17 protein-coding genes and 1 pseudogene are annotated in these 25,117 nt (G+C 70.4%); 15 read left to right on the top strand and 3 right to left on the bottom strand.

Going from position 1 to position 25,117, the window contains the following annotated elements; translation table 11 throughout:
- The first annotated feature begins 47 nt into the window (after positions 1 to 47).
- The 15 genes and pseudogenes from ACFPQ9_RS04240 to ACFPQ9_RS04170 all read left to right on the top strand — a co-directional run bounded on the left by ACFPQ9_RS04240 (position 48) and on the right by ACFPQ9_RS04170 (position 19,980).
- Positions 48 to 1,085 (top strand): substrate-binding domain-containing protein, encoded by a 1,038-nt coding sequence (locus ACFPQ9_RS04240; RefSeq protein ID WP_380846677.1) that lies wholly within the window; start codon positions 48 to 50, stop codon positions 1,083 to 1,085.
- Between the two features lie 739 nt (positions 1,086 to 1,824).
- Positions 1,825 to 3,081, top strand: a complete 1,257-nt coding sequence (locus ACFPQ9_RS04235; RefSeq protein ID WP_380846674.1) for a Gfo/Idh/MocA family protein — start codon at positions 1,825 to 1,827, stop codon at positions 3,079 to 3,081.
- A 36-nt stretch (positions 3,082 to 3,117) separates the two neighbouring features.
- The gene (locus ACFPQ9_RS04230; RefSeq protein ID WP_380846671.1) at positions 3,118 to 4,116 is read left to right on the top strand and encodes a sugar phosphate isomerase/epimerase family protein; all 999 of its coding nucleotides are present in this window, start codon (positions 3,118 to 3,120) and stop codon (positions 4,114 to 4,116) included.
- A gap of 270 nt (positions 4,117 to 4,386) precedes the next feature.
- Positions 4,387 to 8,109 (top strand): ThuA domain-containing protein, encoded by a 3,723-nt coding sequence (locus ACFPQ9_RS04225; protein WP_380846668.1) that lies wholly within the window; start codon positions 4,387 to 4,389, stop codon positions 8,107 to 8,109.
- A gap of 84 nt (positions 8,110 to 8,193) precedes the next feature.
- Positions 8,194 to 9,321: pseudogene (locus ACFPQ9_RS04220) on the top strand (inositol-3-phosphate synthase); the annotation flags it as partial.
- Positions 9,322 to 9,574: 253 nt separating this feature from the next.
- The gene (locus ACFPQ9_RS04215; RefSeq protein WP_380846665.1) at positions 9,575 to 10,753 is read left to right on the top strand and encodes an SCO3242 family prenyltransferase; all 1,179 of its coding nucleotides are present in this window, start codon (positions 9,575 to 9,577) and stop codon (positions 10,751 to 10,753) included.
- Entirely contained in the window at positions 10,750 to 11,781 is a 1,032-nt protein-coding gene (locus ACFPQ9_RS04210; protein ID WP_380846663.1) for a sugar phosphate isomerase/epimerase family protein, read from the top strand. Before ACFPQ9_RS04215 ends, ACFPQ9_RS04210 begins: the two co-directional genes overlap by 4 nt.
- A 221-nt stretch (positions 11,782 to 12,002) precedes the next feature.
- On the top strand, positions 12,003 to 12,815 hold the full coding sequence (locus tag ACFPQ9_RS04205) for an EboA domain-containing protein (protein WP_380848396.1): 813 nt from the start codon (positions 12,003 to 12,005) through the stop codon (positions 12,813 to 12,815).
- Positions 12,815 to 13,738 (top strand): TatD family hydrolase, encoded by a 924-nt coding sequence (locus tag ACFPQ9_RS04200; RefSeq protein ID WP_380846660.1) that lies wholly within the window; start codon positions 12,815 to 12,817, stop codon positions 13,736 to 13,738. Before ACFPQ9_RS04205 ends, ACFPQ9_RS04200 begins: the two co-directional genes overlap by 1 nt.
- 3 nt (positions 13,739 to 13,741) lie before the next feature.
- On the top strand, positions 13,742 to 14,911 hold the full coding sequence (gene eboE / locus ACFPQ9_RS04195) for a metabolite traffic protein EboE (RefSeq protein WP_380846657.1): 1,170 nt from the start codon (positions 13,742 to 13,744) through the stop codon (positions 14,909 to 14,911).
- Complete coding sequence (locus tag ACFPQ9_RS04190; RefSeq protein WP_380846654.1) at positions 14,908 to 16,353, top strand: alkaline phosphatase family protein; 1,446 nt, start codon at positions 14,908 to 14,910, stop codon at positions 16,351 to 16,353. The genes eboE and ACFPQ9_RS04190 overlap by 4 nt, the downstream gene beginning before the upstream one ends.
- A 115-nt stretch (positions 16,354 to 16,468) precedes the next feature.
- On the top strand, positions 16,469 to 17,518 hold the full coding sequence (locus tag ACFPQ9_RS04185; RefSeq protein WP_380846651.1) for a sugar phosphate isomerase/epimerase family protein: 1,050 nt from the start codon (positions 16,469 to 16,471) through the stop codon (positions 17,516 to 17,518).
- 150 nt (positions 17,519 to 17,668) lie between these two features.
- On the top strand, positions 17,669 to 18,409 hold the full coding sequence (locus ACFPQ9_RS04180) for an aminoglycoside phosphotransferase family protein (protein WP_380846648.1): 741 nt from the start codon (positions 17,669 to 17,671) through the stop codon (positions 18,407 to 18,409).
- 225 nt (positions 18,410 to 18,634) lie between these two features.
- On the top strand, positions 18,635 to 18,991 hold the full coding sequence (locus ACFPQ9_RS04175; RefSeq protein ID WP_380846645.1) for an effector-associated constant component EACC1: 357 nt from the start codon (positions 18,635 to 18,637) through the stop codon (positions 18,989 to 18,991).
- An 11-nt stretch (positions 18,992 to 19,002) separates the two neighbouring features.
- On the top strand, positions 19,003 to 19,980 hold the full coding sequence (locus tag ACFPQ9_RS04170; protein ID WP_380846642.1) for a caspase, EACC1-associated type: 978 nt from the start codon (positions 19,003 to 19,005) through the stop codon (positions 19,978 to 19,980).
- Between the two features lie 62 nt (positions 19,981 to 20,042).
- Here the strand turns inward: ACFPQ9_RS04170 and ACFPQ9_RS04165 are convergent, their stop codons facing one another.
- The 3 genes from ACFPQ9_RS04165 to ACFPQ9_RS04155 all read right to left on the bottom strand — a co-directional run bounded on the left by ACFPQ9_RS04165 (position 20,043) and on the right by ACFPQ9_RS04155 (position 25,117).
- Positions 20,043 to 21,461: an OFA family MFS transporter gene (locus ACFPQ9_RS04165; protein ID WP_380846639.1), complete on the bottom strand. Its 1,419-nt coding sequence runs from the start codon at positions 21,459 to 21,461 to the stop codon at positions 20,043 to 20,045.
- Between the two features lies 1 nt (position 21,462).
- Positions 21,463 to 22,851, bottom strand: coding sequence for an OFA family MFS transporter (locus tag ACFPQ9_RS04160; protein ID WP_380846636.1), 1,389 nt, complete (start codon positions 22,849 to 22,851; stop codon positions 21,463 to 21,465).
- A gap of 121 nt (positions 22,852 to 22,972) precedes the next feature.
- Positions 22,973 to 25,117: an acetate--CoA ligase family protein gene (locus tag ACFPQ9_RS04155; protein ID WP_380846633.1), complete on the bottom strand. Its 2,145-nt coding sequence runs from the start codon at positions 25,115 to 25,117 to the stop codon at positions 22,973 to 22,975.

The raw sequence follows: 25,117 nt of genomic DNA, 5'->3' as shown, positions 1-25,117 counted from the left end.
GGTCGTACCGCCACCCCCGAGCACGACCTGAGGAAAGGTTCACCGCCATGCCAGAGCTCACCAGTCGCAGAGGGCTGCTGTTCGGGACCGCCGCCATAGGTGCCGGCGCCCTCCTCGTGGGTTGCACGAGCAACGAGTCCAGCGACGAGCCGGCCGCGAACGACCAGCCGGCCGCCGACGACAAGCCCGGCAAGGAGGTCACGATCGGCTTCGCCGGTCCGCAGGCCGACCACGGCTGGCTCAACGCGATCAACGACAACGCCAAGAGCCGGGCGAAGAAGTACTCCGACGTCACCCTGGAGATCACCGAGGGGTCGAACGACACCGCCGCGCAGATCGGCCAGATCGAGACACTGATCAACAAGAAGGTCGACGTCCTGGTGGTGCTGCCCGCCGACGGCAAGGCGCTCACCCAGGTCGGCCTGAAGGCGATGCGCGCCGGGATCCCGGTCATCAACCTCGACCGGATCTTCAACACCCCGCAGGCGTACCGCTGCTGGATCGGCGGCGACAACTACGGCATGGGCCTCAACGCCGGTCACTACATCGGCGAGAAGCTCAAGGACAAGGCGGACGCCAAGGTCATCGAGCTGGCCGGTCTTGACAACCTGGAGCTGACCAAGCAGCGCACCCAGGGCTTCGACGACGCGCTGAAGAACTACCCCAACATCAAGAAGGTGGCCCGCCAGGCCGCCGAGTTCACGGTGGAGTCCGGCCAGGCCAAGATGGCGCAACTGCTGCAGGCCCAGTCGAAGTTCGACGCCCTGTGGAACCACGACGACGACCAGGGTGTGGGTGCGCTGCGGGCCATCGAGCAGGCCGGGCGCGACGACTTCCTGATGGTCGGCGGCGCCGGCGCGCTGTCCGCCTTCCAGGCCATCAAGCAGGACGACGGCGTGCTCAAGGCGACGGTGCTCTACCCGCCGACCATGGCCGCGTCCGCCATCGACCTGGCCCGTGCGCTGGGCCAGGGCAAGGGCGTCGGCGGTATGGCCGAGTTCGAGATCCCCGCCTCGATCACGCTCTACTCGGCGGTCGTCGACAAGGAGAACGTCGACCAGTACATGTCCACCGGCTTCAAGTGAGGCGCTCCCTGCCCGACGCGGTTGAGGGGCCCGTCGGGCAGGGCCGGGAGCGTCCGGCGGAGCGGGCCGGCACCGGCTTCGGCGCCGGCACCGGCCTCGGTACCGGCATGCGGACGAGCTGCCGGTGCGGCTGCGGCCGGGTGCCCGGAGTCCGAGAGCGCAGGGGCACGGGGCGGGCGTCGGGTTCCGGAAGCCGGGAAGCCGGAAGGCCGGGAAACGGGGAAGCCGGGAAGCCGGAAGGCCGGGAAGCCGGGAAGCCGGGAAGCCGGAAGGCCGGGAAACGGGGAAGCCGGGAAGCCGGAAGGCCGGGAAACCGGGGAGCCGGGAAACCGGGGAGCCGGGGAGCCGGGAATCCGGAAGGCCGGGGAGCCGGGAATCCGGGAAGCCGGGAAGGCGGCGGGCAGGAGGGACGGCCGGGGTATGTCAGGCCGTTCGGCGCGGAGCGCGCGACCGCGCCCGTCGCAGGGCGACGGGACAGTGCCGCTCCGGATCCGGCTCAGGATCCCGGCTCCGGCTCAGGATCCCGGCTCCGGCTCCGGACCCCGGCTCCGGCTCCGGACCCCGGCTCCGGCTCCGGACCCCGGCTCCGGCTCCGGACCCCGACCCCGGCTCCGACCCCGGCTCCGGCTTCAGCTCCGGCTCCGGTTCCGGTTCCGGCGACGTCCGCAGATGACGGCACGTTTCCCGCTGGACGCCCCGCAACCCCCCACCGCGGCACGACGACGAGGAGGACCATCGCATGGGACAGCCGCAGCAGCCCGAAGAGGCCGAGGCGGAGGCACGGGCCACGGCCGGCGGAGCGGGAGTGCCGGTCACGGGGACCCGCAAGCCACCACTGCGCGTCGGCATGGTCGGCTACGCCTTCATGGGCGCCGCCCACTCGCAGGGCTGGCGCACCGCGGGCCGTGTCTTCGACCTCCCCCGTACCCCGGTCCTGGCCGCGATCTGCGGACGGGACGCCACCGCGGTGCGGGCGGCCGCGGAGCGGCACGGCTGGGACTCGGCGGAGACCGACTGGCGCGCACTGATCGCCCGCGACGACATCGACCTCGTCGACATCTGCACCCCGGGCGACAGCCACGCCGAGATCGCCCTCGCCGCGCTGGCCGCCGGCAAGCACGTTCTGTGCGAGAAGCCCCTCGCGAACACCGTCGAGGAGGCCGCGGCGATGGCCGCGGCGGCCGAAGAGGCGTACGGGCGAGGCCAGTTGGCGATGGTCGGCTTCAACTACCGGCGGGTGCCCGCCACCGCGCTGGCCCGCAGCATGGTCGCCGAGGGGCGCCTCGGCACCCTGCGCCATGTGCGGGTGACGTACCTCCAGGACTGGCTGGTGGACCCGGAGTTCCCGCTGACCTGGCGGCTGCGCAAGGAGCTGGCGGGTTCGGGTGCGCTCGGCGACCTGGGCGCGCACATCATCGACCTGGCGCAGTACCTGGTGGGGGAGCGGCTCGGCGGGGTGTCCGCGCTGACCGAGACCTTCGTGAAGGAACGGCCGCTGCCCGGCGGACCCACCAGCGGCCTGTCCGCGGTCTCCGCGAACGGCACCGGCCAGGTCACCGTCGACGACGCCGCCGTCTTCACCGGCCGCTTCCCGTCCGGCGCCCTAGCCTCCTTCGAGGCCACCCGCTACGCCACCGGTCGCAAGAACGCCCTGCGCATCGAGCTCAACGGCGAGCTCGGCTCGATCGCGTTCGACCTGGAGCGGCTCAACGAGCTCTCCTACCACGACGGCAGGGAGCCGGGCGCGCACGCCGGTTTCCGCCGCATCCTCGTCACCGAACCCGACCACCCCTACCTGGACGCCTGGTGGCCGCCGGGCCACGGCCTCGGCTACGAGCACACCTTCGTCCACCAGGCCCGCGACCTGGTGCACGCCGTCGCCGAGGGGCGCCGGCCCGAACCCTCCTTCGCCGACGGGCTGCAGGTGCAGCGCGTGCTCGCGGCGGTGGAGGAGAGCGCCGAGAAGAACTCCGTCTACACCCCGATCGCCGTCTGATCCCTACCGATAGCGGCCTGAGGAGGCTGACGCGCAATGCCGCGTACGTTCACGCTGTTCACCGGCCAGTGGGCCGACCTGCCGCTGGAGGAGGTCTGCCGGCTCGCCCGGGACTTCGGCTACGACGGGCTCGAACTCGCCTGCTGGGGCGACCACTTCGAGGTCGACAAGGCCCTCGCCGACCCGTCGTACATCGACTCCAGGAAGGCACTGCTCGACAAGTACGGCCTCAAGTGCTGGGCGATCTCCAACCATCTGGTCGGCCAGGCGGTCTGCGACGCCATCATCGACGAGCGTCACCAGGCCATCCTGCCGGGCGAGGTGTGGGGCGACGGGGACCCGGAGGGGGTGCGCAGGCGGGCCGCGGAACGCATCAAGGACACCGCACGCGCTGCGGCCGCCTACGGCGTCGACACCGTGATCGGCTTCACCGGCTCCGCGATCTGGCATCTCGTCGCCATGTTCCCGCCCGCGCCCGAGGCGATGATCGAGCGCGGCTACGACGACTTCGCCGAGCGCTGGAACCCGATCCTGGACGTCTTCGACGCCGAGGGCGTGCGCTTCGCACACGAGGTCCACCCGAGCGAGATCGCGTACGACTACTGGACGACACAGCGCGCCCTGGAAGCCGTCGACCACCGGCCCGCCTTCGGCCTGAACTTCGACCCCTCGCACTTCGTGTGGCAGGACCTCGACCCGGTCGGGTTCCTGTGGGACTTCCGCGACCGCATCTACCACGTCGACTGCAAGGAGGCCCGCAAGCGCCTCGACGGCCGCAACGGCCGTCTCGGCTCCCACCTTCCGTGGGGCGACCCGCGCCGCGGCTGGGACTTCGTGTCCGCCGGACACGGCGACGTCCCCTGGGAGGACGTCTTCCGGATGCTGCGCTCCATCGACTACCAGGGACCCATCTCCGTGGAGTGGGAGGACGCCGGCATGGACCGGCTCCAGGGTGCGCCCGAGGCGCTGAGGAGTCTCAAGGCGTACGACTTCGAGCCGCCCAGCGCGTCCTTCGACGCCGCGTTCAACAGCTGAACCAAGGACCAGGCACCCGGCGCAGGTCGGGGACGGGGACCGGAATCGCCGCCGTTCCCCTCTCCGACCTGGGCGGACCCCGCTTTGTCCTGCGATGGGAAAAAGTTCAACCGATCCTGACGCAAGGGGTGTTCGCCCAGGACGGACGCGGTTACCGTCCCTGAAGTGTTCAGGACACACACACCTCCGGGGTGACGGCGCACCCCGGCGCCCGCACCGCACGTCTTCGCACCCACCCCGTACGGACCACCCCGTTCCCGGAGGGACCTCGTGCACAGAACAAGACCTCGAAGCACCGGCACTCCAAGACGTACCAGGCTTCGCACCACCCTCGCCCTGTTCACCGGCCTGCTCCTCGCCGTGGGCGCCCCGGCGACCGTCGCCGGTGCCCACCCCGGCCACCCGGAACACGACGAACCGGCAGCCGCCGAAGGCCAGTTCCAGCAGGTTCCGCTCGCCAAGGGCGAACCCGAGATGGGCGAGCCGATGTCGCTCGCCGTGCTCCCGGACCGCAGCGTCCTGCACACCTCGCGCGACGGCACGCTCCGCCTGACCGACCAGGGCGGTGTCACCAAGGTCGCCGGCAAGCTCGACGTCTACAGCCACGACGAGGAAGGCCTCCAGGGCGTAGGCATCGACCCGGACTTCAAGAACAACCGGGCGATCTACCTCTACTACGCCCCGCCGCTGGACACCCCCGAGGGCGACGCCCCGGAGACCGGCACCGCCGACGACTTCAAGAAGTTCGACGGCGTCAACCGCCTCTCCCGCTTCACGCTGAACGCCAATGGCACGCTCAACACGGCCAGCGAGAAGAAGGTCATCGACGTCGCGGCCTCCCGCGGCACCTGCTGCCACGTCGGCGGCGACATCGACTTCGACGCGGCCGGCAACCTCTACCTGTCGACCGGCGACGACACCAACCCCTTCGCCTCCGACGGCTACACGCCGATCGACGTCCGCGAGGGCCGCAACCCCGCCTTCGACGCCCGCCGCAGCTCCGGCAACACCAACGACCTGCGCGGCAAGATCCTGCGGATCAAGGTCGCCGAGGACGGCTCGTACACCGTCCCGGAGGGCAACCTCTTCGCTCCGGGCACCGAGAAGACCCGTCCCGAGATCTACGCGATGGGCTTCCGCAACCCGTTCCGGATGAGCGTCGACGACAAGACCGGCATCGTCTACGTCGGTGACTACGGCCCCGACGCCGGCGCCGCCAGCCCCACCCGGGGCCCGGCCGGACAGGTCGAGTTCGCCAAGGTCACCAAGGCCGCCAACTTCGGCTGGCCGTTCTGCACCGGCAACAACGACGCCTACGTCGACTACGACTTCGCCACCGGCACCTCCGGCGCGAAGTTCGACTGCGCCGCGCCGAAGAACACCTCGCCCTACAACACCGGCCTCACCGACCTGCCGCCCGCGCAGGCCGCCTGGATCCCGTACGACGGCGGCTCCGTGCCCGAGTTCGGATCCGGCTCCGAGTCCCCGATGGCCGGCCCGGTCTACCGCTACGACCCCGACCTCGACTCCAGCGTGAAGTTCCCCGAGGCCTACGACGGTGACTTCTTCGCCGGTGAGTTCGGCCGCCGCTGGATCAAGCGGATCGAGCAGAACGACGACGGCTCCGTCGCGAAGATCAACGACTTCCCGTGGACCGGCACCCAGATCATGGACATGGAGTTCGGCCCCGACGGCGCGCTCTACGTCCTCGACTACGGCATCTCCTGGTTCCAGGGCGACGAGCACTCCGCGCTGTACCGGATCGAGAACGCCGAGGACGGCTTCTCCCCGATCGCCGAGGTCAGCGCCGACAAGACGTCCGGAGCGGCCGGTCTGAACGTCAAGTTCACCGCCTCCGCCAAGGACGCCGACTCCACCGACCTCACCTACAGCTGGGACTTCGGCGACGGCACCAAGGGCGAGGGCCTCAACCCCACCCACAAGTACAAGAAGGTCGGCACCTACAGCGCCACCTTCACCGCCAAGGACCCCGAGGGCAACACCGGCAACGCCAGCGTCCGGATCGTCGTCGGCAACACCGAGCCCAAGGTGAAGATCGACATCCCGGGCAACGGGGCGCTCGCCGAATTCGGCAAGCCCGTCCCCTTCAAGGTGACCGTCACCGACCCCGAGGAGACGATCGACTGCTCCAAGGTCAAGGTCACCTACAGCCTCGGCCACGACTCCCACGCCCACGAACTGACCAGCGAGATGGGCTGCCAGGGCACCCTGACACCGCCCGCCGGTGACGGCGGTCACGACCCCAACGCCAACATCTACGGCGTTGTCGGCGCCGCCTACACCGATGGCGGGGCGAACGGCCAGGAGGCCCTGACCGGCACCGCCCGCGCCGTGCTCCAGCCGCTGCACCGCCAGGGCGAGCACTTCACCACCCAGTCGGGCGTGTCGGTGATCGACAAGACCGGCGCCAACGGGGGCAAGACCGTCGGAAACATCGACGACGGCGACTGGATCGCCTTCACCCCCTACCGGTTCGACGGACAGAAGAAGATGACCGTGAGGGCCTCCTCCGGCGGCGCGGGCGGATTCATCGAGGTGCGCACCGGCTCGCCCGAGGGACCGCTGCACGGCTCGGCGTACATCCCGCCGACCGGCAGCTGGGAGACCTTCCAGAACGTGGACGTACCGCTGCGGGCGCTGCCGAAGAAGACCACGGAGGTCTACCTGGTCTTCAAGGGCGGCGAGGGCGCGCTCTACGACGTGGACGACTTCGAGTTCTCCAAAGAGCCGTTCAGGGGCGGCAAGAAGGTCCTCGTCTTCTCCAAGACGGCCGGCTTCCGGCACGACTCCATCCCGGCCGGCATCGCCGCGCTGAAGGAGCTCGGCGGCCCGGCTGGCATCACGGTCGACGCGACCGAGGAGGCGAAGCAGTTCACCACGACCAACCTCGCCAAGTACGACGCGGTTGCCTTTCTGTCCACCACCGGTGATGTGTTGAACGCCGATCAGCAGAAGGCGTTCGAGGACTATGTGGCGGGCGGCGGTGGCTACATGGGTATCCACGCCGCGGCCGACACCGAGTACGACTGGGCGTTCTACGGCGGCCTCGTCGGCGCCTACTTCGACTCGCACCCGGCCATCCAGAAGGCCACCGTCCGCGTCGAGGACCACGACCACCCGTCGACCGGGCACCTGGACGACGCCTGGGAGCGCACCGACGAGTGGTACAACTACCGCACCAACCCGCGTGAGCAGGCCAAGGTCCTCGCCACCCTGGACGAGACCACCTACCAGGGCGGGAACATGAAGGGCGACCACCCGATCGCCTGGTGCCAGAGCTACGGCGGCGGCCGGTCCTTCTACACCGGCGGCGGCCACACCAAGGAGTCCTACGCCGAAGAAGCCTTCCGGGCCCATCTGCTCGGCGGCCTCCAGTACGCCACCGGCCAGGTGAAGGCGGACTGCAAGCCGAGCAAGGACTACCGGAAGATCTTCAACGGCCAGACCCTGGAGGGTTGGAAGCAGGCCGGTCCCGGCAAGTTCAACGTCAAGGACGGCACCCTGGAGACCGAGGGCGGCATGGGTCTGCTCTGGTACCAGGCCAAGGAGCTGAAGTCGTACTCGCTCAAGCTCGACTGGAAGATGCAGGGCGACGACAACTCCGGGATCTTCGTGGGCTTCCCGGCCTCCGACGACCCCTGGTCCGCGGTGAACAAGGGCTACGAGATCCAGATCGACGCGACGGACGCACCGGACCGCACGACGGGCTCGGTCTACTCCTTCAAGTCGGCGAACATCAAGGCCCGTGACCAGGTCCTGCGGCCCCCCGGCCAGTGGAACTCCTACGAGATCAAGGTCCAGGGCGAACGCCTCCAGGTGTTCCTCAACGGAGTCAAGATCAACGACTTCACCAACAAGGACCCCGAGCGGAGCCTGACCGACGGCTACATCGGCCTGCAGAACCATGGCGCCGACGACCAGGTCTCCTTCCGCAACATCCAGTTGAAGGAACTGCCCGTCCAGGGCGACTGAACGGCGGCGGGCGGGGGACGCCGGACCCCCGCCCGCCGTCTCCACCCCTCCACCCGAGGCTCGCCCACGACCAGGAGGCTGCCCATGTCCGCGTCCCTCTCCCGACCGCGTGTGGGAGTGTGGCTGATCGGAGCCCGAGGCTCCGTCGCCACCACCGTCGTCACGGGTTGCGCTGCCATCACGGCAGGACTCCACCCACCCACCGGCATGGTGACCGAGACCTCGGCCTTCACCGACAGTGGCCTGCCCGCACTGTCCGACCTCGTCTTCGGCGGCCACGACACCCTCGACTGCCCCCTGCCCAAACGCGCCGAGACACTGACCGCAGGCGGCGTCCTCCCGCCGGGCGTCGCCACCGCCGTCGCCGCGGAACTCGCCGCCGCCGACCGCGAGATCAGGCCCGGGGGCCCCACGCCCGGGGACACCCGGAGCGAGGCCGAGCTGATCACGGCCTTCGCCGACGACATACGCGACTTCGCGCACCGCCATGGGCTGGAGCGGACGGTCGTGGTGAACGTCGCCTCGACGGAACCCGCGTCCGCCGGGCCCGGCGCCCCGCTGCCCGCCAGCACCCTGTACGCACTGGCAGCCCTGCGCGCGGGCTGCCCCTACGTCAACTTCACCCCGTCCGAGGGCATGCACCACCCCGTTGCCGCGGTCGAGGCCGAGCGGAGCGGGCTGCCGTACGCCGGCCGGGACGGCAAGACCGGCCAGACCCTGCTGCGGGCCGTGCTGGGCCCGATGTTCGCGCAGCGGGCGCTGCAGGTCCGGGCCTGGTCCGGCGCGAACCTGCTGGGCGGCGGCGACGGCGCGTCCCTCGCCGACCCGGCCGCCGCGGCGGCGAAGAACGCCGGCAAGGAACGCGTCCTCGCCGACACCCTCGGCACCGTCCCCGAGGGCGAGGTCCACATCGACGACGTCCCCGCGCTCGGTGACTGGAAGACCGCTTGGGACCACATCGCCTTCGACGGCTTCCTCGGCACCCGCATGATCCTCCAGACCATCTGGCAGGGCTGCGACTCGGCCCTCGCCGCCCCCCTGGTACTGGACCTGGCCCGCCTCACGTCCCGCGCCCACGAGACCGGCCGGACCGGCCCACTCTCCGAACTCGGCTTCTACTTCAAGGATCCCGTGGGGGAGGGGCCGTCGAGTCTGGGGGAGCAGTACGCGCGGTTGGTGGGGTTGGGAGTACGGCTCCGGCAGGCGGGGGGTGCCGGAGAGGAGCTGGGCGCCGGGGGTGGGTGCGAGGGGCCCGACCCGGGTGCGGGGCATCGGGAGTCCGGGGACGAGGGGGCTGTCCGGGGCGCCGGTCATCGGGAGTCCGGGGACGAGGGGGCTGTCCGGGGCGCCGGTCATCGTGGGTTCGGCGAGGGCGCGGCCGTTGGCTCCGGCCATCGTGGGTCCCACGAGGGCGCGGCCGTTCAGGGCGCCGGTCACCGTGGTTCCGGTGAGGGCGCTGCCGTTCATGGCGTCGAGCCGCGTGAGCGTGCTGCGGGGAGCGGCCGTGAGTCGTAGCCGTGCCTGGGCCGAACTGCTTCGGCTGCCCGCCCTGTTCACCGTCCCCGGCGACGCCCTGAGCGGTGCCGTCGCCGCCGGGGCCCGGCCCAACTCCCGCACTCTGCTCGCCATCGGTTCCTCCCTCTGTCTCTACGAGGCCGGAATGGCCCTCAACGACTGGGCGGACCGCGCGGAGGACGCCGTCGAACGCCCCCACCGCCCCCTCCCGTCCGGCCGCGTCCACCCCGCGGCCGCCTTTACCGCGGCCTGCGCTCTGACCGGTGCCGGTCTGGCCCTCGCCGCTCGCGCCGGCCGCCCCGCCCTCACCGTCGCCGCACCCCTCGCGGCCACCGTCTGGGCCTACGACCTCGCCCTCAAGCACACCCCGTACGGCCCCGCGGCCATGGCCACGGCCCGCGCCCTGGACCTCGTCCTCGGCGCCGCGGCCACCACCGGCCACACCCGCGCGGCACTCCCCTCCGCCGCCCTGCTCGGCACCCACACCCTTGCGGTCACCGTGGTGTCCCGACAGGAGACGAAGGGCGGTTCGTCCCTGGCACCGCTCGCGGCCCTGACCACGACGACACTCCTGAGCCGTCTGCTGGCCCAGCGCCCTGCGGACCTGCCGCAGGACCGGAGCTCTCTCATCGCCGCCGGCGGCGTCCGGCCGGAGGCAGCCGAGTCCAGTGGGCCGGTCATGTCGGTTCCTCGTCCTGCCACCGCCGAGCCCACCGCCACACGCCACCGGCGACCTGGGGCCGGTCACGCCTGGCGGGCCACCCAAGCCTGGCGGACCACCCAGGACTGGCGGGCCAGTCAGGCCTGGCAGTCCGCGCCACCCTGGCCTTCCGCCCACGCCCTGCGAACCAGCCATGCCCAGCCGACCGACGCTGTCTGGTCACCCGCCCGAGCCTTGACCACGGCTCTTGCCGCCGCCTACGCCGCGACCGCCGCCCGCCCCTATTTCCACGCCACCCTCAACCCGTCACCTCCGCTCACCCAACGAGCCGTCGGCGGCGGCATCCGCGCCACCATCCCGCTCCAGGCCGCCCTGTCCGCCCGAGCCGGAGCCGGTCTCACCGCCCTGGCCATCGCGGGACTCGCCCCACTCGGCAGACGGTTCGGAAGGAAGGTGAGCGTCACATGAGCCGGACGACCACGGCCCCGGGTCACTCCGCCGAGACGGCCTCGCGAGCCGTCAGCGACCCACCCGGCATCAGCGCCGAGCCCGCCACCGCTCCCCTCCCCGATGCGCCCGCCGTGACCCCCCTTCGCTTCGGCTACGGCACCAACGGACTCGCCGACCTCCGCCTCGACGACGCCCTCGCCCTGCTCGCCGACCTCGGTTACGACGGTGTCGGCCTGACCCTCGACCACATGCACCTCGACCCACTCGCCCCGGACCTCGCCGCCCGCACCGAACGCCTCGCACGGCGGCTGGACGAACTCGGTCTGGGCGTCACGGTGGAAACGGGCGCCCGCTATGTGCTCGACCCCCGCCGCAAGCACGGCCCGTCCCTGCTGGACCCCGACCCGGACGACCGCGCCCGCCGCGTCGACCTGCTGATCCGCGCCGTCCGGGTGGCGGCCGACCTCGGCGCTCACGCGGTCCACTGCTTCAGCGGCATCACACCGCCGGGAACGGACCCCGACACCGCCTGGGACCGTCTGGCCGAGGCACTCACCCCGGTCCTGGAGGCCGCCACCACCGCCGGCGTCCCGCTCGCCGTCGAACCCGAACCCGGTCACCTCCTCGCCACCCTCGCCGACTTCGACCGTCTCCGGCGCACACTCGGCGACCCGGAACACCTCGGACTCACCCTCGACATCGGCCACTGCCAGTGCCTCGAACCCCTCTCTCCGGCCGACTGCATACGCGCCGCCGCTCCTTGGCTGCGCCACGTCCAGATCGAGGACATGCGCCGCGGCATCCACGAACACCTCCCGTTCGGCGACGGCGAGATCGACTTTCCCCCCGTCCTCGCCGCCCTCTCCGCCGCCGGCTACCAGGGCCTGACGGTCGTCGAACTGCCCCGCCACTCCCACGCGGGCCCTCACTTTGCCGAACACTCCCTCCCGTTCCTCCGCAGCGCCGAGGCAGCGGCCACCGGATCACCCCTACTCGTCCCACCCCATGGCGATCCCTCCGCCACCCCCGAAGGGAGCACTTCATGACCCACCCCCGCACCAGCCCGGCCACCCCGGGCGCGGACACCGAGGGCCGTCCGCCCACCGAGAGACGGGCCGACAGCGAACCCGGCGGCCCGGACTCCGGGCACCACACCGGCACCGCCGCGCAGACGGACGGCGAGGTCCAGAAGGACGCCGGCGCCCGCACGAACATCAGGACTGACACGGACATCAGGACCGACGCGGACACCAGAGCCCAGTCGGACATCAGGGCCCAGACCGAGACCCAGACCGAGACCCAGACCGAGACTCGGGCGGGTACCCAAGCTCGGGCGGACACCCAAGTTCCGGCGGACACCCAAGCTCAGGCAGATGCGGCGCCCCCGTCGGACACCGAGGACGACACACCCCTCGCCCGCACCCCGCCCGCCGAGCTGCGCGCCCACCTCGCCGCTCGTCTCGGGGCGGCCGCCCGCACCTGGCTCCACCGAGCCCTCGCCGAGGCCGCCGCCAACCCCGGCACCCACGGTCCCATATCCGTCTGGGAGCTGCGCATCGCCGAGGCCGGCCGTCGCTGCGGCCCCGACCACGCCGACGCCGCCCGCGTCCTCATCCTGCACGCGGCCCGCGCCGACGCGGGCGCCCTCACCCGGGTCTACTTCCAGGGCACCGGGGCCGAACGCCGTGCCGTGCTGCACGCCCTACCCCACCTTGTGCCCGGCCCGCAGGCGCTCCCGCTCGTCGAGGACGCCCTGCGCACCAACGACACCCGGCTCCTCGCCGCCGCCGTCGGGCCCTACGCCGCCCGGCACCTCGACTCCCACCAGTGGCGGCACGCCGTCCTGAAGTGCCTGTTCACCGGCGTCCACGTCGACACGGTGGCCGACCTGGACCGCCGCGCCCACCGCGACGCCGAACTCGCCCGCATGCTCGGCGACTACGCCGCCGAACGCACCGCCGCGGGCCGTTCCGTGCCCGAAGACCTGTACCGCGTCCTGACCTTGACCGACCCCACGGCCACCCCACCCGCGGCTGCCCCCGAACGCGGCAGCCGCGGCACCGACGGCAAGGAGTCCTGATGCGCCTCTTCGACCCCCACATCCATATGACGTCACGCACCACCGACGACTACGAGGCCATGCACGCCGCCGGCGTCCGTGCCGTCGTCGAGCCCTCGTTCTGGCTCGGCCAGCCCCGTACATCCCCCGCCTCCTTCCTCGACTACTTCGACTCCCTTCTCGGCTGGGAGCCCTTCCGCGCCGCGCAGTACGGCATCGCCCACCACTGCACGCTCGCGCTCAACCCCAAGGAGGCGAACGACCCGCGCTGCGCCCCGGTCCTCGACGAACTGCCCCGCTATCTCGTCAAGGACCAGGTCGTCGCCGTCGGGGAGATCGGCTATGACTCGATGACCCCCGCCGAGGACACCGCCCTCGCCGCCCAGCTCCAACTCGCCGCCGCCCATGAGCTGCCGGCGCTCGTCCACACCCCGCACCGCGACAAGCTGGCGGGCCTGCGCCGCACCCTCGACGTCGTCGCCGAGTCCGCGCTGCCCGCGGACCACGTCCTGGTCGACCACCTCAACGAGACCACCGTCAAGGAGGCCAAGGACAGCGGCTGCTGGCTCGGCTTCTCCGTCTATCCCGACACCAAGATGGACGAGGAGCGGATGGTCGCGATCCTGCGCGAGTACGGGCCCGAGCAGGTGCTGGTGAACTCCGCCGCCGACTGGGGCAGGAGCGATCCGCTCAAGACCCGCAAGGTCGCCGACCTGATGCTCGCGGAAGGCTTCGGCGAGGACGACGTCGACCTGGTGCTGTGGCGCAACCCCGTCGCCTTCTACGGACTCAGCGGCCGCCTCGACCTCGACGTCGCCACCCCGGACGCGACCCACGAGGGCAACTCCATCCTCCGCGGCGCCCCGAAGGACCTCGACGAAGCGCCGAGTGGAACACCGGGACAGCGGGACGACCCCGCCGTCGCCCCGGCCCCGGGAGCGTGAGTCATGCGCTTCCGCCACCCCGACGGCTCCACCGTCCACCTCGCCTACTGCACCAACGTGCACCCGGCCGAGACCCTCGACGGCGTCCTCGCCCAACTCCGTGACCACTGTGAGCCCGTGCGCCGACGGCTCGGCCGCGACCGCCTCGGTATCGGCCTGTGGCTGGCCAAGGACGCCGCCCACGCCCTCGTCTCCGACCCGTCCGCGCTGCGCGGTCTGCGCACCGAACTCGACCGCCGCGGCCTCGAGGTCGTCACCCTCAATGGCTTCCCGTATGAAGGGTTCGGCGCCGAAGAGGTCAAGTACCGCGTCTACAAGCCGGACTGGGCCGACCCCGAACGCCTCGACCACACCACCGCCCTGGCCCGGGTTCTCGCCGGCCTCCTCCCGGACGACGTCACCGAGGGCAGCATCTCCACCCTGCCGCTGGCCTGGCGCACCGCCTACGACGACCGCCGCGCCGAGACGGCCCGCCTCGCCCTGCGCACCCTCGCCGAACGCCTCGACGCCCTGCGGGAGTTGACCGGACGCGACATCCGCGTCGGCCTCGAACCCGAGCCCGGCTGCATCGTCGAGACCACCGGCGACGCCATCGCTCCGCTCGCCGCGATCGGACACGACCGCATCGGCATCTGTGTCGACACCTGCCATCTCGCCACCTCCTTCGAAGATCCGCTGTCAGCCCTGGACGCGCTCACCGAAGCCCGCGTCCCCGTCGTCAAATCCCAGCTGTCGGCCGCACTGCACGCCGAGCACCCGCACCTCCCCGATGTCCGCGAGGCCCTCGCGGCCTTCGACGAGCCCCGCTTCCTGCACCAGACCCGTACCTCCAGCGCCGCCGGCCTGCGCGGCACCGACGACCTCGGCCAGGCCCTGGGCGGTGAGGCACTCCCCGTCGCCTCACCGTGGCGCGCCCACTTCCACGTCCCGCTCCACGCGGCCCCCGCCGCACCCCTCACCTCCACGCTCGACGTCCTGAAGGACGCACTGGCCGGGCTCGTCGGCGGCCCGCACCCGCTCACCCGGCACCTGGAGGTCGAGACGTACACCTGGCAGGCCCTCCCGGCCGAGCTGCGGCCCCGCGCCCGCAGCCAGCTCGCCGAGGGAATCGCCGCCGAACTCACCCTTGCCCGCGACCTGTTGACCGACCTCGGCCTGAAGGAGCTGCCATGACCGAGCCCCCGGAACCGGCAGCCCCGGCCACCCGCCCCGCACCCCGAACGGACGCCACCGTCACGGGCGGGCCCACCCCGCTCCTCGTCCTGGACGTCGTCGGCCTCACCCCCCGTCTCCTCGACCACATGCCCCACCTCAAGAGGCTCGCCCAGTCCGGCACACAGGCGCCGCTCGGCACCGTCCTGCCCGCCGTCACCTGCGCGGCCCAGTCCACGTTCCTCACCGGCACCCACCCGTCGGAACACGGCATCGTCGGCAACGGCTGGTACTTCCGTGACCTCGGTGACGTACTCCTGTGGCGCCAGCACAACGGCCTGGTCACCGGCGACAAACTCTGGGACGCCGCCCGCCGCGCCCACCCCGGCTACAGCGTCGCCAACATCTGCTGGTGGTACGCCATGGGCGCCGACACCGACATCACCGTCACCCCCCGTCCGATCTACTACTCCGACGGCCGCAAGGAACCCGACTGCTACACGCGACCACCCGCCCTGCACGACGAACTCACCGAGAAACTGGGCACCTTCCCGCTGTTCCACTTCTGGGGGCCCGGCGCGGACCTCGTCTCCAGCCGCTGGATCATCGATGCCACCCGCCACATCAACCGCACCCGGCAGCCCGATCTGACGCTCTGTTACCTCCCTCATCTCGACTACGACTTGCAGCGCTTCGGCCCCGAAGACCCGCGCTCACTGAAGGCGGCCGCCGACCTGGACGCGGCCATGGCCCCGCTCCTGGACGACGCCCGGGCGGAAGGCCGTACCGTGGTGGCGCTCTCCGAGTACGGCATCACCCGAGCGGACCGACCCGTCGACATCAACCGCGCCCTGCGGCGGGCGGGACTGCTGGAGGTGCACACCCAGGACGGCATGGAGTACCTCGACCCGATGGCCTCACGCGCCTTCGCCGTCGCCGACCACCAGATCGCCCATGTCTATGTACGCCGGCCGGAAGATCTCGACGCGACCCGGGAAGCACTCGACGCACTGCCCGGTATCGAGCAACTCCTCGACGACGAGGGCAAGAAGGCCCACCATCTCGACCATCCGCGCTCCGGCGAACTCGTCGCCGTGGCGGAGCCGGATGCCTGGTTCACGTACTACTACTGGCTCGACGACGCCCGCGCGCCCGACTTCGCGCGGCTGGTCGAGATCCATCGCAAACCCGGCTACGACCCGGTCGAACTCTTCATGGATCCCCTCGACCCCTACGTCAAGGTCAAGGCCGCGACCGCGCTGGCCCGCAAGAAACTCGGCATGCGCTACCGCATGGCGGTCGTGCCCCTGGATCCGTCACCTATTCGCGGCAGCCACGGCCGCCTCCCTGCGAGCGACGACGACGGTCCGCTCCTCATCTGCTCCACCCCCCGCGCTGTCGGCGACCGTGTCGCGGCCACCGATGTGAAGTCACTCCTGCTCCAACTCGCCGGTCTCGGCTGACGGGTCACGGCCGGCGCGCACCAGCTCGCCGGTCCCACCGGCCCGTCTCTTCCGACTGGTCCCCAGTGAAGCACTCACCACTGACAACGGCCTTCGATCACAAGGAGTTCCAGGCATGAGCCGCTTTTCCCAGACGGACCCCGAACTCACTCACCGCCTCAGCAGACGAGGCATGCTCGGTGTGGCGGCGGGCGCCACGGCCGCTGCTCTCGTGGGCGCCGCCGGCACCCCCGCGACCGCCGCGCCCGCTCCGGCCGCTGCCTCCCACGGCGGCGGCCGCGGCCGACCCGTCCTGCCGCCCGGGCGCCTCGGCATCCAGCTCTACAGCCTGCGCGACAAGGTCTCCACCCTCGGCTTCGCGCCCGTCTTCGCCGAGCTGGAGAAGTACGGCTACGACGAGGTGGAGTTCGCCGGATACACCCAGGGCTCGGCCGGCCCGATCACCCTCGCCCAGCTCAAGCGGCTGGCCAGGAACCACGGCCTGAACCCGATCGGCAGCCACGTCGGCTACTACTCCGACGACCCGAACGCCTACACCTTCGCCCAGAACCTCACCAAGGTCCTGGACGACGCCCAGGCCCTCGGCCTCAAGCACATCGGCACCGCGTCGGGGCCGTTCCGCTACGGCTCCACGGTCGACGCCTGGAAGCGCGCCGCCGAGGAGTTCAACACCTACGGCGCGGCGGCCAGGGCGCGCGGCATGAAGTTCTACCAGCACAACCACTCCGAGGAGTTCTCCTTCGCCACCGACAACCCCAAGGTCCGTCTCTACGACGTCCTGCTCGCCGAGACCGACCCCGACCTCGTCTTCCTGGAGATGGACATCTACTGGGCCTACTCGGGCCAGTTCCGCTTCTCCAAGCGCCCCGACGGCTCACCAGCCCCGTTCGAGCCGCTGAACTACGTCCTGAAGCAGCCCCATCGCTACCCGCTCTTCCATGTCAAGGACGGCGTGAGCGACCCGTCCGACACTTACGGCTACCGCATGGTCGACGTCGGCGACGGCGACATCGACTACAAGAAGTTCATCTCCGCCGTGACGCGACTGCGCGGGCAGCGCTTCGCCCACCACTGGCAGGCGGAGCACGACAACCCGACCGAGTCCTTCACGTTCGCCCGCCGGTCCAGCGAGCACCTGCACTCGCTGCGGGAGAAGGGCTGCTGACGTTGCACGCCTCGGCCGTCGACCAGGTCTCCGTCGGGGCCGGTCGGCGGTCGCTCCGGTGAGCACGGGGACTTCTGGACGCGGCCGGCCGCCGATCGCAGCCGATAATTCCGGCGACGGCGACGATCACCTCCCGGATACTGGTCTTCCATGGATGAGGTCGAGGTCGTCGTCGCCCATTCCGAGCGCGCGACCCTGCGCGTCGGCGACGTGTTCCTGAAGGTGGACGCCGATCAGGCGCGCATCGACGTCGAGGCGATGGCCCTGGCGCCGGTCCCGACCCCGAAGGTCCTGTGGCGCGAGCCGCCCGTGCTCGCGATCGCCGCGCTCCCCGGGGCGGCGCTCGGCCGCCTCTGCGAGCCGTCGACCGCATCGCCGGCGGCGTGGTCCGCGGCGGGTGCCGCCGTACGGAAGGTGCACGACGCGCCGTTGCCGCCCCGGCCCGGCCGGGCCGGCCGGGGCCGCGACGAGCTGACGGCGGAACTCGACAGCGAGTGCGAGTGGCTCGTGGCGAGCGGCGTCCTGCCCGCCGATCTGGTCGCCCGCAACCGCCAGGTCGCCGAGGCCGCGCTGCGGCCGTGGACTCCGGTGTTCACACACGGCGACCTGCAGATCGCCCACGTGTTCGTCGACGGCGACGAGGTCACCGGCATCCTCGACTGGTCCGAGGCGGGCCGGGGCGATGCCCTGTACGACCTGGCCACCTTGACGCTCGGACACGAGGAGCACCTCGGCGACGTCGTCGCCGGCTATGGCACCGATGTCGACGTCGATGTGATCCGCGCGTGGTGGTCGCTGCGAAGCCTGCTGGGGGTCCGCTGGCTGATCGAGCACGGCTTCGACCCGTTCGCGCCGGGTGGCGAGGTCGACGTGCTGAGATCACGGATGTGAGACCGGGGTCCAGAAGCTTCCTTTTGTCAGGAGTCCCCGGGCGCACCCTGTAGTCAGAGGGCTACGGGTTGGCTACTCTCGGACCTCCACCGAGTTCAACGCAACCAGGGTCCAACCCGCCTGACTTTGCTGGGACTTGGCCAATGGGCGGTGTCGATCCGGCACGAGGGAAGGGCGCCAAGAGGCCTTGTCGGTGCTGACTCCAGGGGGTTCACCATGTCCAAAATGGTCTTTGGTTTCAAGGGAGTGGGCAAAGAGGTCGCGGAGGACGCCGGGAGCCTGGAGACCTGGTTCAAGGACACTGAGACCCTGAGCCGTGCGAGCATCACCAAGGACTCACGACCGCCCGCTCCGGGACAACAGGGGTACATGCTGGAGGCTGTAAGCGTCATGGCGGACTCGGCGCCCGTGTTCAGCGCGGTGCTGTCGGCCTTCGGAACATGGCTCGTCCAGCGACTGCAGCAGGGGCAGGTCACGGTCACCATCACCTGTCCCAACGGTGTGACCATCACCGAAACCGCACGCCGGCAGGCCGATGTCCCGGCGCTCAAGCAGCGGATCATCACCGACTGCCAGGTGTGAAAGGAAGTGGCGTGAGCGTGCCGTGGCCGACGCGTCTGCTCGAGAGGGACAACTCATGGGCCGTACTGGTGGGAACGTCGCGGCACGAGTCTCCCCCCAGCAACCTGCCGGACATCCCTCAGGCGTCGACCAGCGTGGACGACCTGGCCGGGGCGTTGGCGGGCCGGCACGGGCTCTTCACCGAGGAGCGCGTCATCACGGTGCGCGATCCGAGCGGTGTGGATGAAGTCCTGAGCGCCCTGGACAAGGTCGCGGGGCAGAAGCCCGACGTGGTCCTCTTCTACTACGTCGGCCACGGCATGTACACATCCCTCGACCGTGACAGTCGTAAGGAGCTGTTTCTGGCTCTGTCCGGCTCGATCGACGATCAGGCCGAGGCGGTCCGTACGGGGTTGCCCATCGGCTCGGTCTTCAGCCGCTTGCGCTATCTGCGGGCCAGGCAATCCGTCGTGGTACTGGACTGCTGCTTCGCGGGGCGCGCCCTGGACGACCCTGGCGTGGGGGACGTACACGTCCTGTGCGCCACAGGGCGCACCAGCCTCGCACTCTATGAACTGGACGAGCGGCACACCGGCTTCACGGGCAGCCTGCTGCGTCTCTTCGAGAAGGGAATCCCGGACGGGCCTCAATACCTGGACCTGCACACGGTGTTCCAGCACCTGTCGGTCGTCCTCCCGACGACTCCCAGTGCCGCGTCACCCGAGTCGAACGGCTGTCTGCCGCGCCCGCGGCAGCGTACGACCGACCAACGGGGCAGCCTTGCCCTGGTGCGCAATCCGGCCTTCGGGACGGCACGCACTCTCGAAGGGCTCACTGCGCGCGCCGAGTTCGCCCGCCGAGTCGCGGCTCTCGGGGAGGACCCGCTGATCGACCCCGGGGACCAGCGCATGCTCCTGGCGCACGCGGCGGAACTCTTCGCCGCGATATCGGTGGACACCGCCGCGGTCCACGGGCTGCCCGAGGTGAGCTGCCGGGTTCCGGCCGAATAGCCGATCCGGTGAGGGGGTTTCCGGTCGGCCGGAAATCCCCTCACCGGACAACGGAGACGTTCCTACGCGGTCGCGTCAGCGATGCGCGGTCGACTCCGTCCGGATGTTCCTGACGCCGTGCGCCCCGGCTGGCGCAGCAGCAGCGCGATGAGAGCCGCCACGATCGACACGCCGCCGGCCAGTGCGTAGGCGCCGTCGTAGCCCCAGGCCGCGACGACCATGGAGCCCAGGCCACCGCCGAAGAGGCCGCTGATCAGCTTGCCGCTGTAGACGAGGCCGTAGTTGGTCGCGTTGAAGTTCTCCCCGAAGTAGTCCGGGGTGAGCGCCGCGAACAACGGGTAGAAGGCGCCGCCGCCGAACCCGGAGAGGAACGCGAAGAACAGGAACAGCCACTCGCTCCTGAGGTCTCCGGCCCAGATCACACCGAACTGGGCGAGACCCAGCACGACGATCACGAACACCAGCGTCGACTTACGGCCCCACCGGTCCGACAGCCAACCCACGACACCGCGGCCGATGCCGTTGATCACCGCCATCACCCCCATCGACGACGCCGCGACGAGCGGACCGAAGCCCACTTCCTTGGCGTAGTCGACCTGGAAGGAGATACCGAAGATCGACACCCCGGCGGTCAGCACCACGGACAGCCACATCAATGGCAGCATGCCCGTTCTGATGGCCTCACGCGGCGTGTACTGCTTCACCGCCGGAGGGTTCTTGGCCAGGCTCGCCGCGCTCTTGTCGCTGCCCGCGTACGACAGCGGATCGATGTCCGCGGGCCACCAGTTCTTCGGCGGGTCCTTGAAGAAGAACGCGCATCCGAAGACGACGATCATGATGTAGCAGCCGATCAGGTCCAGCACCCGGTGGTAGTTCGCGGTGTCGAACCCGTAGTTGAAGATGAAGATGAACGGCAGTGATCCGTACGCGAACCCGCCATTGACGAACCCCGTCCGGGCGCCGCGCCGCTCGGGGAACCACTTGCCGACCATGTTGATGCAGGTCGCGTAGACCAGGCCGGCGCCGATGCCGCCGATGACGCCGAAGCCGAGGATCGCCAGCCAGACGTCGTCCAGGTGCGACAGGGCGAGGAACCCCAGCAGACACATGCCGGAGCCGATGTACATCGCGGAGCGGGCCGTCAGGATGCCCTTCTCACGCAGCCAGCCCGCCGGGAAGGCGATGCCGGCCTGGAAGAACACCCAGACGCTGAGGATCCAGAAGGTGTTGCTCTGCGTCCAGCCGTGCGCGTGGGACAGGGTGTCCTCCGCGGAGCCGTACGCGTATTCGAAGACGCTGATGGCCATCATGGCGATCCACGGGAGATACACCATGAGTTTGCGGGAGTGGCCGAGGATGTCGCGGTCGGTCTCGCCGACCCGGTAGACGCGACCTCGTGAGTCGGTCACCTCGTGGTAGGGACGGTGTGCGGCGTCGGATGGTGCGGACGAACTCTTTGCTGCGTACGGATCTGGCGTCATGTCAGGCCATGTCCTCGCCGAGCGGTTGGGGGTTGGGGGAGATACCGCGCGCGTTCTTGTCGCGTCCCGGCGGGCTCAGGAACAGGGCCACGCAGCCAGCGAACAGTGAGATGGAGCCGGCCAGGATGAAGGCACCGGAGTGTCCCCAGGCGCCGACGACCACGGAGCCCATGCCCGCGCCCAGACCGGAGACCAGCTTGGCGCTGTAGACCATGCCGTAGTTGGACGCGTTGTTGTTCTCGCCGAAGTAGTCGGCGGTGAGGGCCGCGAACATCGGGAAGATGGCGCCGCCGCCGAAGCCGGAGATCGAGGAGAAGATCAGGAACAGCGGAAGGTTCTGGGCGTCGGCCGACCAGAGGATGCCGTACTGGGAGAGGCCCAGGACGATGCAGACGAAGATCAGGCACCGCTTGCGGCCGTAGAGGTCGGACAACCAGCCGATGACGCCTCGGCCGGTGCCGTTGACGATCGCCTTCAGGGACATGGCCGTGGCCACGATGCCGCCCGCGAACCCGGCCTCCTCACCGATGTCCACCTGGAAGGCGATACCGAAGATGTTCACGCCGGACGTGCAGGCGAGGCAGAACCACATGAGGGCCACGCGGCCCGTCTGCCAGGCCTCCTTGGGGGAGTACTGGTGGACCGCCGGCGGGTTCATGCGCAGCGAGCGGGCCGCGCGGGGGTCCTTCGGCGGGTTCAGCGGGTCGACCTCGGCCGGCCACCAGTTCTTCGGCGGGTCCTTGAAGAAGAAGCCCGAAGTGCCCACCATCAGCGCGAGGAAGACACCGACCGACACCAGCACCCAGCGGAAGTTGGTGAGGTCCATGTAGCCGGTGAAGAGGAACACGAAGGGCACCGAGCCATAGGCGAAGCCGCCGTTGACGAACCCGGTCTTGCCGCCCTTGCGCTCCGGATACCACTTGCCGACCATGTTGACGCAGGTGGCGTACACCATGCCCGCGCCCATGCCGCTGAAGACGCTGAAGCCTATGTAGGCGACGATGACATGTGGTGCGAAGGCCAGCGAGAGGTAGCCCATCAGGGTGCCCGCCGCGCCCAGCATCATCGCGAAGCGGGCCGGCAGCTTGCCGGTCTCGCGCAGCTTGCCGGCGGGGAAGGCCACCGCGGCCTGGAAGAACACCCAGACCGTCATCATCCAGAAGATGTGCGCACTGTTCCAGTGGTGCGCGGTGTGGAGCGTGTCCTCGGCGGACGCGAACGCGTACTCGGCGGAGGAGATGCCCATCATGCCGACCCAGGGCAGGATCACCATCCACTTGCGCTTGCGCCCCATGATGTCGACGTCGGTCTCGCCGAGTCGGTAGACGCGTCCGTTCTTGTCGGTCACCTCCCGGTAGGCGGTGACTCGCGTAACGTCAGTAGTGGTCACGTTAATTGCACCCCTTGCGTCGAAAGTTCTGGCCAGCGCCCCCTGTCCAATGCCTTTCGTGCGCGCGCGGGTCCCGGGGCCGGCCGACGCGCACCGTCGGCCGACCCCCCGCTGCCTCACCTCATGAACCGCCCCCCAACAGCCCCGCCGCCCGTGCCCAGCGGTACTTGGCACCGAGCACGGCCACCGGCTTCTCGGTCGTGTACGGGTACGCCACGACCCCCCGCTCGTACAGGTACTGGCAGGCCTCCTCGACCTCGACATCACCCGCGAGCGACGCGACGACGGGCTTCTCCATGCCGCGCTCACGGAACTCGGCCACCACGCGCGCGGTGAGCTCCGCGAAGACCATCGGGGGAGTGACGATCGTGTGCCAGTAGCCCAGCACCAGCGCGTGGATGCGCGGGTCCTCCAGGCCGAGCCGGATCGTCGCCTCGTACGTCGACGGCGGCTCGCCGCCCGTGATGTCCACCGGGTTGCCCGCCGCCCCGAAGGGCGGGATGAACTTCCGGAAGGCCTCGTCCAGGTCCGGCGGGATCTCCATCAGGGTCAGGCCGTTGTCGGTGACGGCGTCCGAGAGCAGCACACCGCTGCCGCCGGCCCCCGTGATGATCACGACGTTGTCGCCCTTGGGAGCGGGCAGGACGGGCAACCCGCGCGCGTACTCGAGCATGTCGTTCAGGCCGGGCGCCCGGATGACACCGGCCTGCTTGAGGATGTCCTCGTACACGGCGTCGTCGCCGGCGAGGGCTCCGGTGTGCGACCCGGCGGCCTTGGCGCCCGCGGCCGTACGGCCCGCCTTGAGGACGACGACCGGCTTCTTCGGCACGGTCGCCTGCGCGGCCTCGACGAACGCGCGCCCGTCCTTGAGGTCCTCCAGGTGCATCGCGATGCACTCGGTGTGCGGGTCCTCGCCGAACCAGGTCAGCAGGTCGTCCTCGTCCAGGTCCGACTTGTTGCCGAGGCCGACGATCGCCGACACGCCCGTCTTCGTGGTCCGCGCGAAGCCCAGGATCGCCATGCCGATGCCGCCGGACTGCGAGGTCAGCGCCACCCCGCCCTTGACGTCGTACGGTGTGCAGAACGTGGCGCACAGGTCCTGCCACGTCGAGTAGTAGCCGTAGATGTTCGGCCCGAGCAGCCGGATGCCGTGCCGCTCGGCGATCGCCACGATCTCGTCCTGGAGTTCGTGTTCACCGGTCTCCGCGAACCCGGAGGGGATCAGGACGGCGTTGGGGATCCCCTTGCGTCCCACCTCCTCCAGGGCCGAGGCCACGAACTTGGCGGGGATAGCGAAGACCGCCACATCCACCTCACCGGGAACGTCCGTGACACTCTTGTACGCCTTGCGGCCCAGAATGTCATCGGCCTTGGGGTTCACCGGGTGGATGTCCCCGGCGAAACCACCGTCGATGAGGTTGCGCATGACCGAATTGCCGATCTTGCCCTGCTCGTTCGAGGCACCGATGACCGCGACCGACGACGGCTGCATCAGCCGGCGCATCGAGGTGAGGATCTCCTCGCGCGAGTAGCGCCGGCGCTGTTTCGCGGGCGCCTCGGAGAGGATCACGCGGATATCGGCGGCGATCGCGCCCTCGGCGGTGGCGATCACCGGGTTGAGGTCCACCTCGGCGATCTCCGGGAAGTCCGCGACCAGCTGCGAGACCCGGCGGATCTGCTCGGCGACCGCCCACCGGTCCACGCCCGCCTGCCCGCGCACGCCGCGCAGGATCTCCGCCGACCGGATCGAGTCCAGCATGGACAGCGCCTCGTCGGCGCTCACGGGCGCGAGCCGGAAGGTGACGTCCTTGAGGACCTCGACCAGCACCCCGCCGAGCCCGAAGGCGACGACCTTCCCGAACGTCGGGTCGGTGACCGCGCCGACGATCACCTCCTGCCCCTGCGGGAGCAGCTCCTGCACCTGGACGCCCTCGATCCGGGCATCCGCGTTGTACGCGCGCGCGTTGTCGACGATCTTGTGGAACACCGCCCGCACGTCCGCCGCGCCCTCGACGCCGACGATCACGCCGCCCGCGTCGGTCTTGTGGAGGATGTCCGGCGAGACGATCTTCATCACCACGGGCCCGCCGAAGCGCGCCGCGTAGGCCACCGCCTCGTCGACGTCCGTCGCGAGCTCCTCGCCCGGTACGGCGATCCCGTACGCGTCGGCGATCACCTTGCCCTCGGGCGCGGTGAGCGCGGTACGTCCCTCGGCCCGCACGGAGTCGAGGAGCGTCCGCACCCTGAGCTCGCGGTCTTCGGCCAT

Origin of the sequence: Streptomyces coerulescens (assembly GCF_042657965.1) — a bacterium.
Classification (GTDB): domain Bacteria; phylum Actinomycetota; class Actinomycetes; order Streptomycetales; family Streptomycetaceae; genus Streptomyces; species Streptomyces coerulescens.
The sequence above is the reverse complement of the archived record's forward strand: the minus strand, read 5'-3'. Positions and strand labels throughout refer to the sequence as shown.

Excerpts from the sequence above, each read along its gene's own strand:
- ACFPQ9_RS04240 (WP_380846677.1), top strand. The coding sequence starts at position 48 with ATGCCAGAGCTCACCAGTCGCAGAGGGCTGCTGTTCGGGACCGCCGCC.
- ACFPQ9_RS04235 (WP_380846674.1), top strand. The coding sequence starts at position 1,825 with ATGGGACAGCCGCAGCAGCCCGAAGAGGCCGAGGCGGAGGCACGGGCC.
- ACFPQ9_RS04230 (WP_380846671.1), top strand. The coding sequence starts at position 3,118 with ATGCCGCGTACGTTCACGCTGTTCACCGGCCAGTGGGCCGACCTGCCG.
- ACFPQ9_RS04215 (WP_380846665.1), top strand. The coding sequence starts at position 9,575 with ATGGCGTCGAGCCGCGTGAGCGTGCTGCGGGGAGCGGCCGTGAGTCGT.
- ACFPQ9_RS04210 (WP_380846663.1), top strand. The coding sequence starts at position 10,750 with ATGAGCCGGACGACCACGGCCCCGGGTCACTCCGCCGAGACGGCCTCG.
- ACFPQ9_RS04200 (WP_380846660.1), top strand. The coding sequence starts at position 12,815 with ATGCGCCTCTTCGACCCCCACATCCATATGACGTCACGCACCACCGAC.
- eboE (WP_380846657.1), top strand. The coding sequence starts at position 13,742 with ATGCGCTTCCGCCACCCCGACGGCTCCACCGTCCACCTCGCCTACTGC.
- ACFPQ9_RS04190 (WP_380846654.1), top strand. The coding sequence starts at position 14,908 with ATGACCGAGCCCCCGGAACCGGCAGCCCCGGCCACCCGCCCCGCACCC.
- ACFPQ9_RS04185 (WP_380846651.1), top strand. The coding sequence starts at position 16,469 with ATGAGCCGCTTTTCCCAGACGGACCCCGAACTCACTCACCGCCTCAGC.
- ACFPQ9_RS04180 (WP_380846648.1), top strand. The coding sequence starts at position 17,669 with ATGGATGAGGTCGAGGTCGTCGTCGCCCATTCCGAGCGCGCGACCCTG.
- ACFPQ9_RS04175 (WP_380846645.1), top strand. The coding sequence starts at position 18,635 with ATGGTCTTTGGTTTCAAGGGAGTGGGCAAAGAGGTCGCGGAGGACGCC.
- ACFPQ9_RS04165 (WP_380846639.1), bottom strand. The coding sequence starts at position 21,461 with ATGACGCCAGATCCGTACGCAGCAAAGAGTTCGTCCGCACCATCCGAC.
- ACFPQ9_RS04155 (WP_380846633.1), bottom strand. The coding sequence starts at position 25,117 with ATGGCCGAAGACCGCGAGCTCAGGGTGCGGACGCTCCTCGACTCCGTG.